We start from the raw sequence: 14,909 nt of genomic DNA on the forward strand, positions 1-14,909 counted from the left end.
GACATGAAATTAGCATTTATTTTTCCAGGACAAGGGGCTCAACAAGTCGGTATGGGGACGAGCTTGATCGAAACGAATGAAACGAGCGCAACACTCGCACAAATCGCAGACGAACAACTCCCATTTTCATTGACAACATTAATGAAAGAAGGACCCCAAGAAGTGTTGACAGAAACGTATCATACCCAACCTGCACTTTTAACAGTCGGGACACTCGTTGCCAATGAATTGATGCAACGAGGCATTACACCTGATTATGTCGCAGGGCATAGTTTAGGGGAATATACAGCGCTCGTTGCAGCGAATGTCATGTCATTTGAAGACGGGGTGCGAGCAGTATACGAGAGAGGTCGCTTCATGGAAGAGGCAGTCCCGAACGGGGAAGGTGCGATGGCGGCTGTGCTCGGTGCAGACCGTGAATTGTTAGAACGCATCACGCAAGACGTGAGCAAAACAGCACCTGTGCAACTTGCGAATTTAAACTGTCCGGGACAAATCGTCATTTCAGGTTCAGCAGAAGGAGTTGCGCTCGCATCCGAACGATTGAAAGAAGAAGGGATTCGTCGCGTCATGCCACTTGCGGTGAGCGGACCGTTCCACTCTTCTTTAATGGAACGAGCGGCGGACCAATTGCGTGCATCCTTGACGAAGATTGATTTCAGTCCTGCGCGATTCCCACTTGTCGCGAATGTTAACGCACAACTTGTAACGGATGGGGAACAAATTCGAGAACAACTCGTCGAACAATTATACTCTCCTGTTCTTTGGGAAGATTCGATGCGCCGTTTAATCGATGAAGAAGGCGTCACATATTTCATCGAATGTGGCCCTGGAAAAGTACTTGCGGGTTTAATGCGCAAAATCGATCGCAATGTGACGGTCGTGAGCGTATCCGATCGTGAAACGATGGAAGAAGCTGTGCGATTAGTAGAGGAGTGGAAAGCATAATGAGATTTGAAGATAAAGTCGCTGTCGTGACAGGAGCGAGCCGTGGCATCGGTGCTGAAATTGCGAAAACATTAGCGAAAGAAGGCGCGAAAGTCGTCGTCAATTACAGCGGCAGCGAAGCGAAAGCACAAGAAGTCGTCGCTGAAATTGAAGCGCTCGGTAGCGAAGCGATCGCAGTGCGCGCTGACGTTTCCAATTCAGAAGACGTGAAAGCGATGATGGACGAAACGATCGCGAAATTCGGCAAAATTGACTTTTTAGTGAATAACGCAGGAATTACGCGAGACAATTTACTCATGCGCATGAAAGAAGACGAATGGGACGATGTGATGAACATTAACTTAAAAGGGGTCTTCGTCTGCACGAAAGCAGTGACGCGTCAAATGATGCGTCAACGCTCAGGTAAAATTGTCAACGTCGCGTCAATCGTCGGTGTAGCAGGCAACCCGGGACAAGCGAATTATGTCGCAGCGAAAGCAGGCGTCATCGGCTTGACGAAAACGACGGCTCAAGAACTCGCGAGCCGCAACATTTTAGTGAACGCTGTCGCACCAGGATTTATCACGACAGATATGACAGAGGCACTCCCTGAAGAAGTGAAGGAAGGCATGCTTCGAATGATTCCGCTAAAACGTCTCGGCGAACCAGAACATGTGGCGAAAACAGTTGCATTTTTACTATCGGATGATGCAAACTATATTACGGGACAGACAATCCATATCGATGGTGGTATGGTGATGTAAAGTATAACAGTGTACATTTTGAGAGGAGGTGACAACATGGCTACAGTATTAGAGCGCGTAACAAAAGTAGTTGTCGACCGTTTGAGCGTGGACGAAGCGAAAGTAACTGAAACAGCTTCATTCCGTGATGATTTAGGTGCTGACTCTTTAGACGTCGTAGAACTCGTTATGGAACTTGAAGATGAGTTTGACATGCAAATTTCTGATGAAGACGCAGAAAAAATTGCAACAGTCGGCGACGCAGTGAAATATATCGAAGAACAAGTAAACTAATTGCAATTGAAAAAGAGATGTCGCTTCTCGTGAATGATATTCATGAGCGTGTGACATCTTTTTTTCTTCTTTTGCAAGTCCGCATTGAAAGTTGTAAAATGAAACAGAATACTATGAAGTAGAAAGGATGGATTGAATGTCTAAACAAAAACGAACAAAAAAATCGAATCTCGATTTTGCTAAAGTACAAGAACAATTTCAACAATTACAAAATGAGTTAGATGTGTCATTTCGTAATGAACGTTTGTTAATGACGGCTTTCACCCATTCATCATATGTGAATGAACACCGTCAAAAAAAATACGAAGATAATGAGCGCCTTGAGTTTTTAGGGGATGCAGTGTTAGAACTGGGTGTTTCTCGTTACTTATATCAACATGAGCCGAACATGTCAGAAGGAGAATTGACGAAGTTACGAGCTTCCATCGTATGTGAGCCTTCCCTCGTCGAATTTTCAACGGAGTTGAACTTTAGCCAATATATTTTATTAGGTAAAGGGGAAGAGTTAACGGGCGGTCGTGAACGTCCAGCCTTGCTTGCCGACGTTTTTGAAGCATTTATCGGCGCACTTTATTTAGATCAAGGGATGGAATCAGTTGAACGTATTTTACAAAAAGTCGTATTTCCCAAAATTACTGACGGCACTTTTTCGCATGTGATGGACTATAAAAGCCAATTGCAAGAAAGAGTACAACAAAAAGAACATGGCGCGATTCAATATGAAATTATTGAAGAAAAAGGACCAGCGCATGCGAAAGAGTTTATCATCGTCGTCAAAATTAATGAAACGGTCATCGGAACAGGAGTCGGCCGTTCTAAAAAAGAAGCGGAGCAAGAAGCTGCGCGCATAGCGATTGAGCAGTACGATGAGAAGGAGTAAGCGATGTTTTTAAAAAAGATAGAACTCATCGGATTCAAATCATTTCCAGATAAAATGACGATTGATTTTGTTCCCGGTGTCACAGCGATTGTCGGACCGAATGGTAGTGGGAAAAGCAATATTATCGATGCGATTCGTTGGGTGTTAGGAGAGCAGTCCATCCGCTCTTTACGCGGTCAAAAAATGGAAGATGTCATCTTCTCGGGAAGCGACTCGCGCAAAAAAGTGAATATGGCAGAAGTGTCACTCGTCCTCGACAATACGTCAGGACAATTTCCGATATCATATAGCGAAGTGAAAGTGACGCGTAAAGTGACACGGAGTGGAGATAGCACTTTTTATTTGAATAACGAAAGATGTCGTTTGAAAGATATTACGGATTTATTTGTCGATTCCGGTGTCGGAAAAGCGGCTTTCTCTATCATCTCTCAAGGTCGTGTCGACGAAGTATTAAACAGTAGCCCTGTCGAACGCCGTCTCATTTTTGACGAAGCGGCAGGCGTTTTAAAATACCGTAAGCGTAAAGAAGAAGCGACGAATAAATTAAATAAAACGTCGGAACATCTTGAACGCGTGCTCGACATTTTAAATGAATTAAATCAACAACTTGAACCGCTTCGCATCAGTAGCGAAAAAGCGAAAAAAGCCGCTCGTTTAGACGAAGCGTTAACGCAATTAGACCGCGACGTTTTACAATATGACGTGTTCCATCAGACGGAACAGTATGAACAGCTCGAAAAGCAACTCGTCGAGTCTGAAAGCGAGCAACAACAATTGGCTGAAGCGGTCGCAAAAGATCATGAAGAAGTAGAGCGCTATCAAGGTGCACGCGATCAATTGCAAGAGCGACGCGAACAAATACAGCAACGAATTGCGGATTTGCAAGCGGCGGTCGAAAAATGGGAAGGACGCAAACTTCTTACGCACGAACAAGCGAAACATAAAAAAGAACGTGTGGAACAATTGCAGTTTACGGTGCAATCGACAGCGGAACAACAACAAAAGTTAGAGGAAGAGCGCGACACGTTGCAAAGCGAGTTACAACAACTCGAACAGCAGGCGAAACAACAACAAGAACGAGTAGAACAGTTAGAACGCGCACTCGATACACCAATTGATGAACTCGAACAACAACTCGAACAATTAAAGTCGGTCTATATCGACCGTTTAAACGAAGAGGCGACGATTCGCAACGATTTAAAACATGCGGAACAACAATTGACGACACAAAAAATGCGCACGACGAACGATGCGAAAGCTGAACAGTTAAAACGTCGTCAAGAAGAAGTAATCATCCAATACGAAAAGCTTGATGAAGCGTGGAAACAAAATGAAAGCGCACGAATGCAAGCGAAAGAACAATTGGAACAATTAACGGCGATGTACGAAGACAATCGTAAAAAACTAGCGATGCAAGAACAGCTCGTGAAAGAAGCGTCTGAGCGCGTCATTGAATGGCGCAGCCGTCTTCAAGTGTTAGAAAGTATCGAACAACAATTTAAAAGCTATACATCGAGCGTTCAAGAAGTGTTAAAAGCATCGAATCGTCAAGCGCTCAAAGGAATTCACGGAGCGGTATCGCAATTAGTAGAAGCTCAAGAAGAGCGCGTTGTGAAAGCAATCGAAACAGCTCTTGGAGCGACGAGTCAACAAATTGTCACAGCGGATGAAGCGAGCGCCAAAGCAGCGATTCGCTATTTAAAAGAGCGCACATTAGGTCGAGCGACATTTTTACCGATGTCGACGATTCAAGGGCGTTCTGTGTCACCGAGCGACTTACAAGCGGTCCAACAAATGCCGGAATATGTCGGAGTAGCATCTGAACTCGTTCGTTATGAGTCATCTTACGAAGCGATCATTCAGTCGATTTTAGGTCGCACGCTCGTCGCCGAAACGTTGGACGGAGCGACAGTGATTGCGAAACGTCTCAATTATCGTTACCGCGTCGTTACATTGGATGGCGACGTCGTCAATAGTGGTGGTTCTCTCACAGGAGGACGCGGAAAAGGACGACCGTCTCCTTTCATGCAAAAAGAAGAACTTCATGCGACACGAAAACGTGTTGCTCAACTTCAACGTGATATCGAAGAAGCGGAGCGTCATATGGAAGTGACGAAGCGCCAAACGAATGCAGCATTTGAACAAGCGCAACGAGAACGAGCGCACTATGAGAAATTGAGCGTTGAAAACCGAACGTTAGAAATCGAACGTTTAAATTGTAAAGCGCAAAAAGACCAACACGTCGCAAACTATAAGCAGTACGAGATGCAGCTAAAAGAAACGACCGCTTCCGTGACCGCGATGACGGAACAACGTGAAAAGCTCCAATCGGAACATGAAAAACTTCAAAAGACGATTGAAGAAATGAAAGAAGAAATAGCTAGACAGACGCAATTGCTCACGGAGCGACGCACGGAACATACGGCATTAACGGAGCAATATTACACCGCTCGCTCAACGTGTGAACTGTCTGAAGAAAAGTTACAATCGGTCCGTCAGCAATTACAGCGCGTCCAAAAAGAGTGGATGAATGTTCGAAAAGCAGCTGAAAAAGTGGAGTCAGAACTAACGCTCATTGAAAATGATGAACTTGAGCAATTTACGAGCGAAGAAATTGAACAACATTTACAGCAGACGACGCACGATTTAAATGGGGCGCAACGAGCGTTAACAGAGCTTCAAGAACAACAGCGACATACGTCGGATGAATTGCGCCAACTTGAAGAAGAACGAACGCGACGTCAGCATCAATTAACGGAGACCGAACAACGAGTGACGGAAACGAAAGTAGCGCTCGCAAAAATCGAAACGACTTTGCGTGCGTTAGTGGAACAATTGCAAACGAAATACGGCATTTACGGACGGATTGAACAATGTCCTGAAATCGAATCGATCGAGGATGCGCGTGAACGATTAGCGAAGATGAAAGAGGAACGAAAGCAAATCGGTCCTGTCGACCCATCGACGATCGAACAATACGAAGAAGTGCTCGAACGTCATACGTTCTTATCGGAGCAACGAACCGATTTAATCGAAGCGAAAATTACGCTACAAGATGCGATGGAAGAGATGGATGAAGAAGTTGAACAGCGTTTCATCATTACATTCCGCGCAATCCGACACCATTTCCAAGACATTTTTACAAAGATGTTCGGTGGAGGCGAAGCGGATTTAAAATTGACAGACCCGAACAATTTACTCGAAACTGGCGTCGATATTGTCGCACGACCACCAGGAAAAAAGCTGCAAAACTTAAGTTTACTATCCGGCGGGGAACGCGCGTTAACGGCAATCACTTTACTTTTCTCTTTAATCGAAGCGCGTCCTGTGCCGTTTTGTATTTTAGACGAAGTGGAAGCGGCACTCGATGAAGTGAACGTTTTACGCTATAGTGATTATTTGAAGCATTTCTCAACATCGACGCAATTCATCGTCATTACACACCGGAAAGGGACGATGGAAGGAGCGGACGTCTTATACGGCGTCACGATGGAAGAAGCGGGGGTATCGACGATGTTGTCGGTACAATTATCGGAAGTAGAAGAGAAAATAGGATTAACATAATGGAGGCAGAACGATGTCATGGTTTAAAAAGTTAAAACAAAAATTAACAGGAGCTCCTGAAACGACAGAAGAACAACTTGTCGAAGATGTTGTCGTAGAGGAAAAGCCTGAACTCGACCAGCGAGAAGAAAGCGCTGTTGAACAAGAAGAAGTAGAAGAATTAGAAGAAGTCGTTGAAGTGGAAGCTGAAGTTGAAGAACAAGAAGAACAGGCCGAAATGACGATGCTTGATTCCATTTTAGAAGATGTACCAGAAGATAAGAAGAAAGAAGTGGAAGAAGAAGTATCGCTTTTCGGTAAATTCAAACTCGGCTTAGCGAAAACGCGCGACAGTTTCACATCGAAGATTAACGACCTCGTTGCACAATTTAGAGAAGTGGACGAAGAATTTTTCGAAGAACTAGAAGAAGTATTGCTACAAGCGGATGTCGGGTTCGAAACGGTGATGGAATTAATCGACGAACTTGAAATGGAAGTGAAGCGCCAAAACATTAAAGATACATCAGGTATGCAATCACTCATTTCTGAAAAGCTCGTCGACATTTATAACGCTGCAGGAGATGATGAAGATATGTCTCTCAACATGCAGCCAGAAGGCGAAACGACGGTCATTTTAATGGTTGGGGTAAACGGTGTCGGAAAAACGACGACAATCGGGAAGCTTGCCGCGCGTTTCCAAAAAGAAGGGAAGACTGTTATGCTCGCCGCGGGAGATACGTTCCGTGCGGGAGCGATCGACCAACTCGTCGTTTGGGGAGAGCGTGCTGGAGTCGAAGTCATTCGCCAAGCGGAAGGCTCAGATCCTGCAGCGGTCATGTTTGATGCCATTCAAGCGGCGAAAAAACGCAAAGTGGACGTGCTCATTTGCGATACAGCAGGGCGCTTGCAAAATAAAGTGAACTTAATGACAGAACTTGAAAAAATTCACCGTGTCATCGGTCGTGAGTTGCCAGGAGCACCTCATGAAGTATTGCTTGCACTCGATGCGACAACAGGTCAAAACGCGCTCGTTCAAGCGGAGACATTTAAAGAAGCGACGGATGTTACAGGAATCGTCTTAACGAAATTAGACGGTACAGCAAAAGGTGGAATTGTGTTAGCGATCCGCAAAAAGATGAACATTCCAGTGAAATTTGTCGGACTCGGAGAAGGCATTGACGATTTACAACCGTTTGATCCAGATAAATACGTCTACGGTTTATTCGCAGACGGTCTTGAAATGGAAAGTGTTACAGAAGACAAGTAAAAGTACTTGACAGACACATCGTTACAGCTTACGATAAACGGTATTGAGAAAAGAGTGAGTATATTGTTAGAACGAACGACACGTGTCAACTTTTTATATGATTTTTATCATTCTTTACTAACCGATAAGCAGCGCGCATACATGCAAGCTTATTATTTAGATGACTATTCACTCGGTGAAATAGCGGAAGAGCATGAAGTGTCACGCCAAGCAGTATACGACAATGTGAAGCGCACAGAAGCGATGCTCGAGCAATACGAAGAGAAACTAAAATTGTTTGAAAAATTTCAACAGCGTATGGAAATTATTCAACAGTTAGAAGAACAATTACAAGTGATGGACAAGGAGCGAATAACTGCGCTCCTCCACACGTTAAAAGAATATGAATAGGAGGATCATCCATGGCATTCCAAGGCTTAGCTGAAAGGCTACAAGCGACGATGCAAAAGATTACAGGCAAAGGAAAAATTACAGAACAAGACGTTAAAGACATGATGCGTGAAGTTCGTTTTGCCTTGATCGAAGCAGACGTCAACTTAAAAGTAGTGAAGAAGTTCGTGAAAACAGTGAGCGAACGAGCAATCGGGCAAGAAGTGATGAAAAGTTTAACGCCAGGTCAACAAGTCGTTAAAATCGTAAAAGATGAATTGACGGAGTTGATGGGTGGCGAACAAAATCCGATTCAATTTTCACGCAAACCACCTACTGTCATTATGATGGTCGGTCTTCAAGGAGCGGGGAAAACGACGACGACGGGGAAACTTGCAACTGTCCTTCGCAAAAAGCATAACCGTAAACCTTTACTCGTTGCAGCAGACGTCTATCGTCCGGCAGCGATTCAACAGTTAGAAACGCTCGGAAAACAAATCGACATGCCTGTATTTTCACTAGGGACGGACGTATCCCCTGTGGAAATTACGCGTCAAGCGCTCGAACATGCGAAAGAAGAACATCAAGATGTCGTCATGATCGATACGGCGGGTCGACTTCACGTCGATGAAAACTTAATGCAAGAGCTCGTCGACATTAAAGAACTCGCACAACCGGACGAAATTTTCTTAGTCGTCGATGCGATGACAGGTCAAGATGCGGTCAACGTCGCGAAAAGTTTCGATGACGCACTCGGTGTTACAGGTGTCGTGTTAACGAAATTAGACGGGGACACACGCGGTGGTGCGGCACTTTCTATTCGAGAAGTGACGGGCAAACCGATCAAATTTGTCGGGATGGGTGAAAAGATGGACGCGCTTGAGCCGTTCCATCCAGAGCGCATGGCTTCTCGTATTCTCGGCATGGGTGACGTGATGAGTTTAATCGAAAAAGCACAAGCGAATGTCGATGAAGAGAAAGCGAAAGAGCTTGAAGATAAATTTATGAACCAAACGTTCACATTGGACGATTTCCTCGAGCAAATGGACCAAGTGAAAAAAATGGGGCCACTCGATGAATTGTTAAAAATGATTCCAGGCATGAACAAAATGAAAGGCTTGGAAAATGCGCAAGTCGATGAGAAACAAATGGGACAAATCGAGGCGATCATCCGCTCGATGACTCCTGAAGAGCGCACGTTCCCTGAAAAGATGAATGCGAGCCGTAAAAAACGGGTTGCAACAGGTTCAGGAACGACCATTTCACAAGTGAACCGTCTATTGAAACAATTTGAAGATATGAAAAAAATGGTGAAACAAATGTCAGGAATGGCAGGCAAAGGAAAAAAGAAGAAAATGCCGAGTTTCGACCAGTTTTTCAAATAAATTTGTAGGTGTTAAGAAAAAACACTTTACAAACAATGAAACACTTGCTAATATAATTACTTGTGTGAAACTATTCGGAGGTGTAAATCAAAATGGCAGTTAAAATTCGTTTAAAACGTATGGGAGCTAAGAAAACTCCTTTCTATCGTATCGTAGTAGCAGACTCACGTTCACCACGTGACGGTCGTCAAATCGAAACAGTTGGAACGTATAACCCACTTACGCAACCAGCTGAACTCAAAATTGACGAAGAGTTAGCTTTAGCATGGTTAGCAAAAGGTGCACAACCATCTGATACAGTACGCAACTTGTTCTCAAGCCAAGGCATTATGGAAAAATTCCATAACGCAAAAAACAATAAATAATTGAGGAGAGGTATACATGGAGCAACTTATTCGTACCATAATTGAACCGCTCGTCGACGCTCCCGATCAAATCCAAATCAATAAGGACGAAAGAGAAGAGAAGGTCGTCTTCAAACTCACTGTCGCTCCGGACGATATGGGAAAGATTATCGGAAAGCAAGGACGTGTGGCGAAAGCGATTCGGACGCTCGTTTATTCTGCATCACGAAATGAATATGACAAGAAAGTATACCTTGATATTATTGATTCTTAGAAGAATAGCTCCTGCTGTTCTTCTTTTTTTGTCCAATGAATGATAAACTACTCGCGCGTAGAGGTTTAACTTTGAGTGACAATCTTGTAAAATGATAAAAAATGAATGAGTTGAGGTGGACAGATGGATTGGTTAAATGTAGGTAAAATTGTCAATACACATGGAATACGCGGAGAAGTGCGCGTCATTAGCCGCACGGACTTCCCGGAAGAGCGTTATAAAGTGGGCTCGAAGCTCGCCATCTTTAAAAAGAAAAGCAAAACGCCGATTCATGTGACGGTAGCGAGTCATCGCAAACATAAAAACTTCGATCTTTTAACGTTTGAAGGACACCCGAACATTAACGACGTCGAGCAATACCGCGATTCGATTTTAAAAGTGTCAGCGGAATATTTACAACCGCTCCCAGAAGGCGAATACTACCATTTCGAAATTATCGGTTGCCACGTCGAATCGACAGAAGGCGAAGAAATCGGTGAAATTACACAAGTCGTCTTAACGGGTGCAAATGACGTATGGGAAGTGCAAGATGCGAAAGGAAAAATGCACTACATTCCGTACATTGACGATGTCGTGAAATCAGTCGATATCGAACAGAAAAAAGTCATCATCGAAGTGATGGAAGGATTGTTAAATTAAATGCACATTCATTTTTTAACGTTGTTCCCTGAAATGTTCCCTGGCATTTTACAATCATCGATTATGAAAAAAGCACAAGATCAAGGTGCGGTCCGATTTTCAGTGACAGATTTCCGTGAGTATACGGAAAATAAACATAAAAAAGTCGACGATTATCCGTATGGAGGTGGCGCTGGTATGGTGTTACAACCTCAGCCACTTTTCGACGCGGTCGACGCGGTGACAAAAACAGAAAAAAAGCGTCGCGTCATTTTAATGTGCCCACAAGGAGAACGCTTCACGCAAGCGAAGGCGGAAGAGCTGTCGCAAGAAGAGGAACTCGTCTTCATTTGTGGCCACTATGAAGGATACGATGAGCGCATTCGCGAGCATCTCGTTACCGATGAGCTATCGCTCGGCGATTTTGTCTTAACAGGAGGGGAGCTTGCGGCGATGACAATCGCAGATAGTGTCGTCCGTTTACTTCCAGATGCGATCGGCAAGCAAGAAAGTCACGAAGACGATTCTTTTTCGACGGGATTGTTAGAGTATCCTCACTACACGCGCCCTGCGGACTTTAGAGGCTTCCGAGTACCGGATGTACTGTTATCAGGAAATCATGCGAAAATCGCTGAGTGGCGTCAGTACGAGTCTTTAAAGCGCACGTATAAACGTCGCCCTGATTTACTTAAAACATATCCGCTCACAAAAGAAGATTGTGAAATGTTAAAACAAATAAAAAAAGAACTTGAAGAAAAGCAATAATTATGGTATATTCAAAAATGTACTTTTATGTAAAAGTGCATATTACCTGATGTTCCGCTACAAGATTTCACGTGTAAGAGCGTCGGAGGAAATAGGAGAGATTATACATGCAACAATTACTCGCAGATATTACAAAAGACCAATTACGCACAGATCACCCAGAATTCCGTGCGGGAGACTCAGTACGTTTACACGTTAAAATCGTTGAAGGTACACGTGAACGTATCCAAATTTTCGAAGGTGTTGTTATTAAACGTCGCGGTGGCGGCATTTCTGAAACATTCACTGTTCGTAAAATTTCAAACGGTGTAGGTGTTGAGCGTACATTCCCTGTACACACACCGAAACTTGCTCAAATTGAAGTAACACGCCGTGGTAAAGTACGTCGCGCGAAATTATACTACTTACGTAACCTTCGCGGTAAAGCAGCTCGTATTACAGAGCGTCGCTAATCGACAACTATTGAAACAGCAGACATCGTGCAAACGGCGTCTGCTGTTTTTCTATAGTGCAAGAAAGAGGTGGGAAGCTTGCTATATGATAGTCTTTATACAGAAGAACGTCACCGCGCAGAAAAGAATGCGATCTTTCGTTTCATCGTCATCGTCATCGCTTGTAGCATTTTAGTACAATCATTCATTATGCAATCGACCGTCGTGAATGGCGAATCGATGGAACCGACATTACAAACAGGAGATCGTTTGCTCGTTGCACAAGCGGGGCATTATGAACGTTTCGATATCGTCATTTTTCAAGCGACAGAAGAAGACTGGTACGTGAAGCGCATTGTTGGCTTACCTGGCGATACGGTTTATATTATTCATAATCAACTATATGTGAATGGAGAACCAATTTTGGAACCTTATTTAAAAAGCAATTATTTACACGATTGGCCGAGTGTGAATTATATTTATCCCCATCGCATACCACCTGAACATTATTTTGTTCTCGGAGATAATCGAATGAACAGTACAGATTCGCGTGAGTTTGGCCTTATACATAAAGATTTAATCGGTGGGCGGGCACTCATTAAATATTGGCCGCTCCAAAGTATGAAAAACCTCGTCTCTTCACAGCGCTAAACAAAATAGAAACGTTTGGCGGAGCGAAATGGTTGTAGTATAATCAACTAGGCTGAATGAATTGAGTACGTAGATGAGGATAGATAGGATGGTGACGAAATGGAAGTAGAACAACCAGAAAAAACGAAAAATGAGTTTTTTGAATGGGTGAAAGCAATTGTCATTGCATTATTAATTGCTTTTGTCGTAAAAACATATGTCGTATCCGCTATTATCGTTGACGGCGTGTCGATGATGCCGACACTTGAGCACGGTGATCGCATGTTCGTCAATAAATTGAATTATAAAGTGTCTGATCCGAAACGTTTCGATATTGTCATTTTTCATGCGCCAGATGGCAGTGATTATATTAAGCGAGTGATTGGATTGCCAGGCGATACGGTGTCTTACGAAAATGATCAATTGTATATCAATGGTGAAGCAGTTGATGAACCGTATTTAGACGCCTATAAGGCAGAGTATGATACGCCGTTTACTGAAGACTTCACATTGGAGCAAAAACTAGACGTCGACGTTGTGCCGGAAGGACATCTATTCGTTCTCGGGGACAATCGACGCCGCAGTAATGATTCGCGTCACTATGACGTTGGATTTATTCCATTAGATGAATTTGTCGGCACAGCGAGCATTCGTTTCTGGCCGATGTCACATGTAGGGATTGTAAAGTGAGGGAAAAACAATGACGATTCAATGGTTTCCAGGACATATGGCGAAAGCGCGCCGTGAAGTGTCCGAGCAGTTAAAATTAGTCGACATCGTATTCGAATTAGTCGATGCACGCTTGCCACAATCATCGCGTAACCCGATGATTGATGAAGTGCTCGGTGAAAAACCGCGCATCGTATTACTCAATAAGCGTGATTTAGCTGATCCGCGTTGGACGGAACGTTGGATTCGCCATTATGAACAGCAAGGCGTGCAAGCGGTGGCGATCAACTCCTTTCAAAACGAAGGACTTCAAGATGTGTTGAAAGCGAGCCGCTTCGTCTTGAAGGAAAAGTTCGAAAAAATGCAGGCGAAAGGAATCCGCCCACGTGCTATTCGCGCCATGGTCGTCGGCATTCCGAACGTCGGGAAGTCGACATTGATCAACCGTTTCGCGCGTAAAAATATTGCGAAAACAGGCAATAAACCAGGCGTGACGAAAGCGCAACAATGGATCAAAGTCGGCAAAGAGCTTGAACTTTTAGATACACCTGGTATTTTATGGCCGAAGTTTGAAGATAGAGAAGCGGGTTATAAACTAGCGTTAACAGGTGCGATTAAAGACCAAGTGCTCAGCTTAGATGATGTGGCAATTTACGGTTTACACTATATTGCCGAACATTATCCAGAACGTTTAGAAGCGCGGTACGGTTTTGCGACTTTGCATGACGAGATCGTCGACACATTCGATGCCATCGGAAAGTTGCGTGGCGCTTATGAACGAGGTGGCGAGATTGACTACAGCAAAGTAGCCGAAATGATCGTGCAAGACGTTCGTCAAGGTGAACTTGGCAAATTAACATTCGATACATTTAAAGAAGAAACTGAATGAAGCGTAGCATCCTATCTAATTGTAATGATGGGGTGCTTTTTATTTTTAATAATTCAGCCATTCAATTGGAGAAGAAGAGGAAAAAGACGATATACTACATATAAGGAGTGCAGATGAATGACAAAAGAAACGATTCAACAAATTAAACAACGCTTACAACATGAACTGACAGAAGAAGAGTTGACACGTTATCGAACGGATTCGAGAAAAGGAGTCCAACAAGCATTGCGCACGTATGACCGTCGTATAGCGAAAGAACAGGAAGCATATGCGCAATTTCAACGTAAATGTGCTTTTGATGATGCTTATGGGACTCGTGTAGCAGGTGTCGATGAAGCGGGAAGAGGTCCGCTCGCTGGTCCTGTCGTGACAGCTGCTGTTATTCTTGACCCCGCGTCGCGCGAAGCACTTATTCAAGTGGATGATTCGAAAGCACTCTCGAAAGAAGCGCGCACTCGACTCGCGGAACTTATTAAAGAACATGCGCTCGACTATACGATTGACTTTTCGACACGTGAACAAATTGATGAATTAAATATTTATCGTGCGACATCCGATTCCATGACACGCTCGATTCAACAATTAAACATAAAACCTGACTACGTTTTAACGGATGCGATGCCTTTGCAACAAGTAGAGGTCCCTACGACACCGATTATTAAAGGCGATGCACAAAGTTTGGCAATTGCCGCAGCATCCATTTTAGCGAAAACAGCGCGTGATGCTTATATGGATGAATTGGATGAGCGCTACCCTGTTTATGGTTTCGCTCAACATGCAGGCTATGGCACAGCGCAACACTTAACAGCTATTCGAGAATATGGCATTATAGACGAGCACCGTCGGACATTTGAACCGATTCGCTCGATGATGAAATGAAA

Annotated in this window: 17 protein-coding genes; all 17 read left to right on the top strand. The window is 43.9% G+C overall.

The window, feature by feature from the left end:
• The first annotated feature begins 3 nt into the window (after window positions 1-3).
• The 17 genes from fabD (at window position 4) to IRY55_RS01005 (ending at window position 14,907) form a co-directional block, all read left to right on the top strand.
• Window positions 4-948, top strand: a complete 945-nt coding sequence (fabD, locus tag IRY55_RS00925) for an ACP S-malonyltransferase (RefSeq protein WP_194561380.1) — start codon at window positions 4-6, stop codon at window positions 946-948.
• A complete protein-coding gene (gene fabG / locus IRY55_RS00930) occupies window positions 948-1,691 on the top strand; it encodes a 3-oxoacyl-[acyl-carrier-protein] reductase (protein ID WP_194561381.1) in 744 nt (247 codons plus the stop codon). The genes fabD and fabG overlap by 1 nt, the downstream gene beginning before the upstream one ends.
• Before the next feature lie 36 nt (window positions 1,692-1,727).
• Window positions 1,728-1,964, top strand: a complete 237-nt coding sequence (locus IRY55_RS00935) for an acyl carrier protein (RefSeq protein ID WP_194561382.1) — start codon at window positions 1,728-1,730, stop codon at window positions 1,962-1,964.
• A 136-nt stretch (window positions 1,965-2,100) separates the two neighbouring features.
• Window positions 2,101-2,844, top strand: coding sequence for a ribonuclease III (rnc, locus tag IRY55_RS00940; protein ID WP_194561383.1), 744 nt, complete (start codon window positions 2,101-2,103; stop codon window positions 2,842-2,844).
• 3 nt (window positions 2,845-2,847) lie between these two features.
• Entirely contained in the window at window positions 2,848-6,408 is a 3,561-nt protein-coding gene (smc, locus tag IRY55_RS00945) for a chromosome segregation protein SMC (protein WP_194561384.1), read from the top strand.
• Between the two features lie 13 nt (window positions 6,409-6,421).
• The gene (gene ftsY / locus IRY55_RS00950) at window positions 6,422-7,654 is read left to right on the top strand and encodes a signal recognition particle-docking protein FtsY (protein WP_194561385.1); all 1,233 of its coding nucleotides are present in this window, start codon (window positions 6,422-6,424) and stop codon (window positions 7,652-7,654) included.
• Between the two features lie 60 nt (window positions 7,655-7,714).
• Complete coding sequence (locus tag IRY55_RS00955; protein ID WP_194562348.1) at window positions 7,715-8,044, top strand: putative DNA-binding protein; 330 nt, start codon at window positions 7,715-7,717, stop codon at window positions 8,042-8,044.
• A gap of 11 nt (window positions 8,045-8,055) precedes the next feature.
• Window positions 8,056-9,408 carry a signal recognition particle protein gene (ffh, locus tag IRY55_RS00960; protein WP_194561386.1) on the top strand — a complete coding sequence of 451 codons (1,353 nt, stop codon included), beginning with the start codon at window positions 8,056-8,058 and terminating at the stop codon, window positions 9,406-9,408.
• A 92-nt stretch (window positions 9,409-9,500) separates the two neighbouring features.
• Complete coding sequence (gene rpsP, locus IRY55_RS00965) at window positions 9,501-9,773, top strand: 30S ribosomal protein S16 (protein ID WP_194561387.1); 273 nt, start codon at window positions 9,501-9,503, stop codon at window positions 9,771-9,773.
• Between the two features lie 16 nt (window positions 9,774-9,789).
• Window positions 9,790-10,026, top strand: a complete 237-nt coding sequence (locus IRY55_RS00970) for a KH domain-containing protein (RefSeq protein ID WP_194561388.1) — start codon at window positions 9,790-9,792, stop codon at window positions 10,024-10,026.
• Between the two features lie 123 nt (window positions 10,027-10,149).
• Window positions 10,150-10,665, top strand: coding sequence for a ribosome maturation factor RimM (rimM, locus tag IRY55_RS00975; RefSeq protein WP_194561389.1), 516 nt, complete (start codon window positions 10,150-10,152; stop codon window positions 10,663-10,665).
• Complete coding sequence (trmD, locus tag IRY55_RS00980) at window positions 10,666-11,409, top strand: tRNA (guanosine(37)-N1)-methyltransferase TrmD (RefSeq protein ID WP_194561390.1); 744 nt, start codon at window positions 10,666-10,668, stop codon at window positions 11,407-11,409.
• Window positions 11,410-11,516: 107 nt separating this feature from the next.
• Window positions 11,517-11,861 (top strand): 50S ribosomal protein L19, encoded by a 345-nt coding sequence (rplS, locus tag IRY55_RS00985; protein WP_194561391.1) that lies wholly within the window; start codon window positions 11,517-11,519, stop codon window positions 11,859-11,861.
• 78 nt (window positions 11,862-11,939) lie between these two features.
• On the top strand, window positions 11,940-12,491 hold the full coding sequence (gene lepB, locus IRY55_RS00990; RefSeq protein WP_213086631.1) for a signal peptidase I: 552 nt from the start codon (window positions 11,940-11,942) through the stop codon (window positions 12,489-12,491).
• A 99-nt stretch (window positions 12,492-12,590) separates the two neighbouring features.
• Entirely contained in the window at window positions 12,591-13,160 is a 570-nt protein-coding gene (gene lepB / locus IRY55_RS00995; protein ID WP_194561392.1) for a signal peptidase I, read from the top strand.
• Between the two features lie 10 nt (window positions 13,161-13,170).
• A complete protein-coding gene (gene ylqF / locus IRY55_RS01000) occupies window positions 13,171-14,028 on the top strand; it encodes a ribosome biogenesis GTPase YlqF (protein WP_194561393.1) in 858 nt (285 codons plus the stop codon).
• A gap of 117 nt (window positions 14,029-14,145) precedes the next feature.
• A complete protein-coding gene (locus tag IRY55_RS01005) occupies window positions 14,146-14,907 on the top strand; it encodes a ribonuclease HII (RefSeq protein WP_194561394.1) in 762 nt (253 codons plus the stop codon).
• Window positions 14,908-14,909 lie beyond the last annotated feature (2 nt).

Origin of the sequence: Savagea serpentis (assembly GCF_015351395.1) — a bacterium.
In the GTDB taxonomy this organism is placed as follows: Bacteria; Bacillota; Bacilli; order Bacillales_A; family Planococcaceae; genus Savagea; species Savagea serpentis.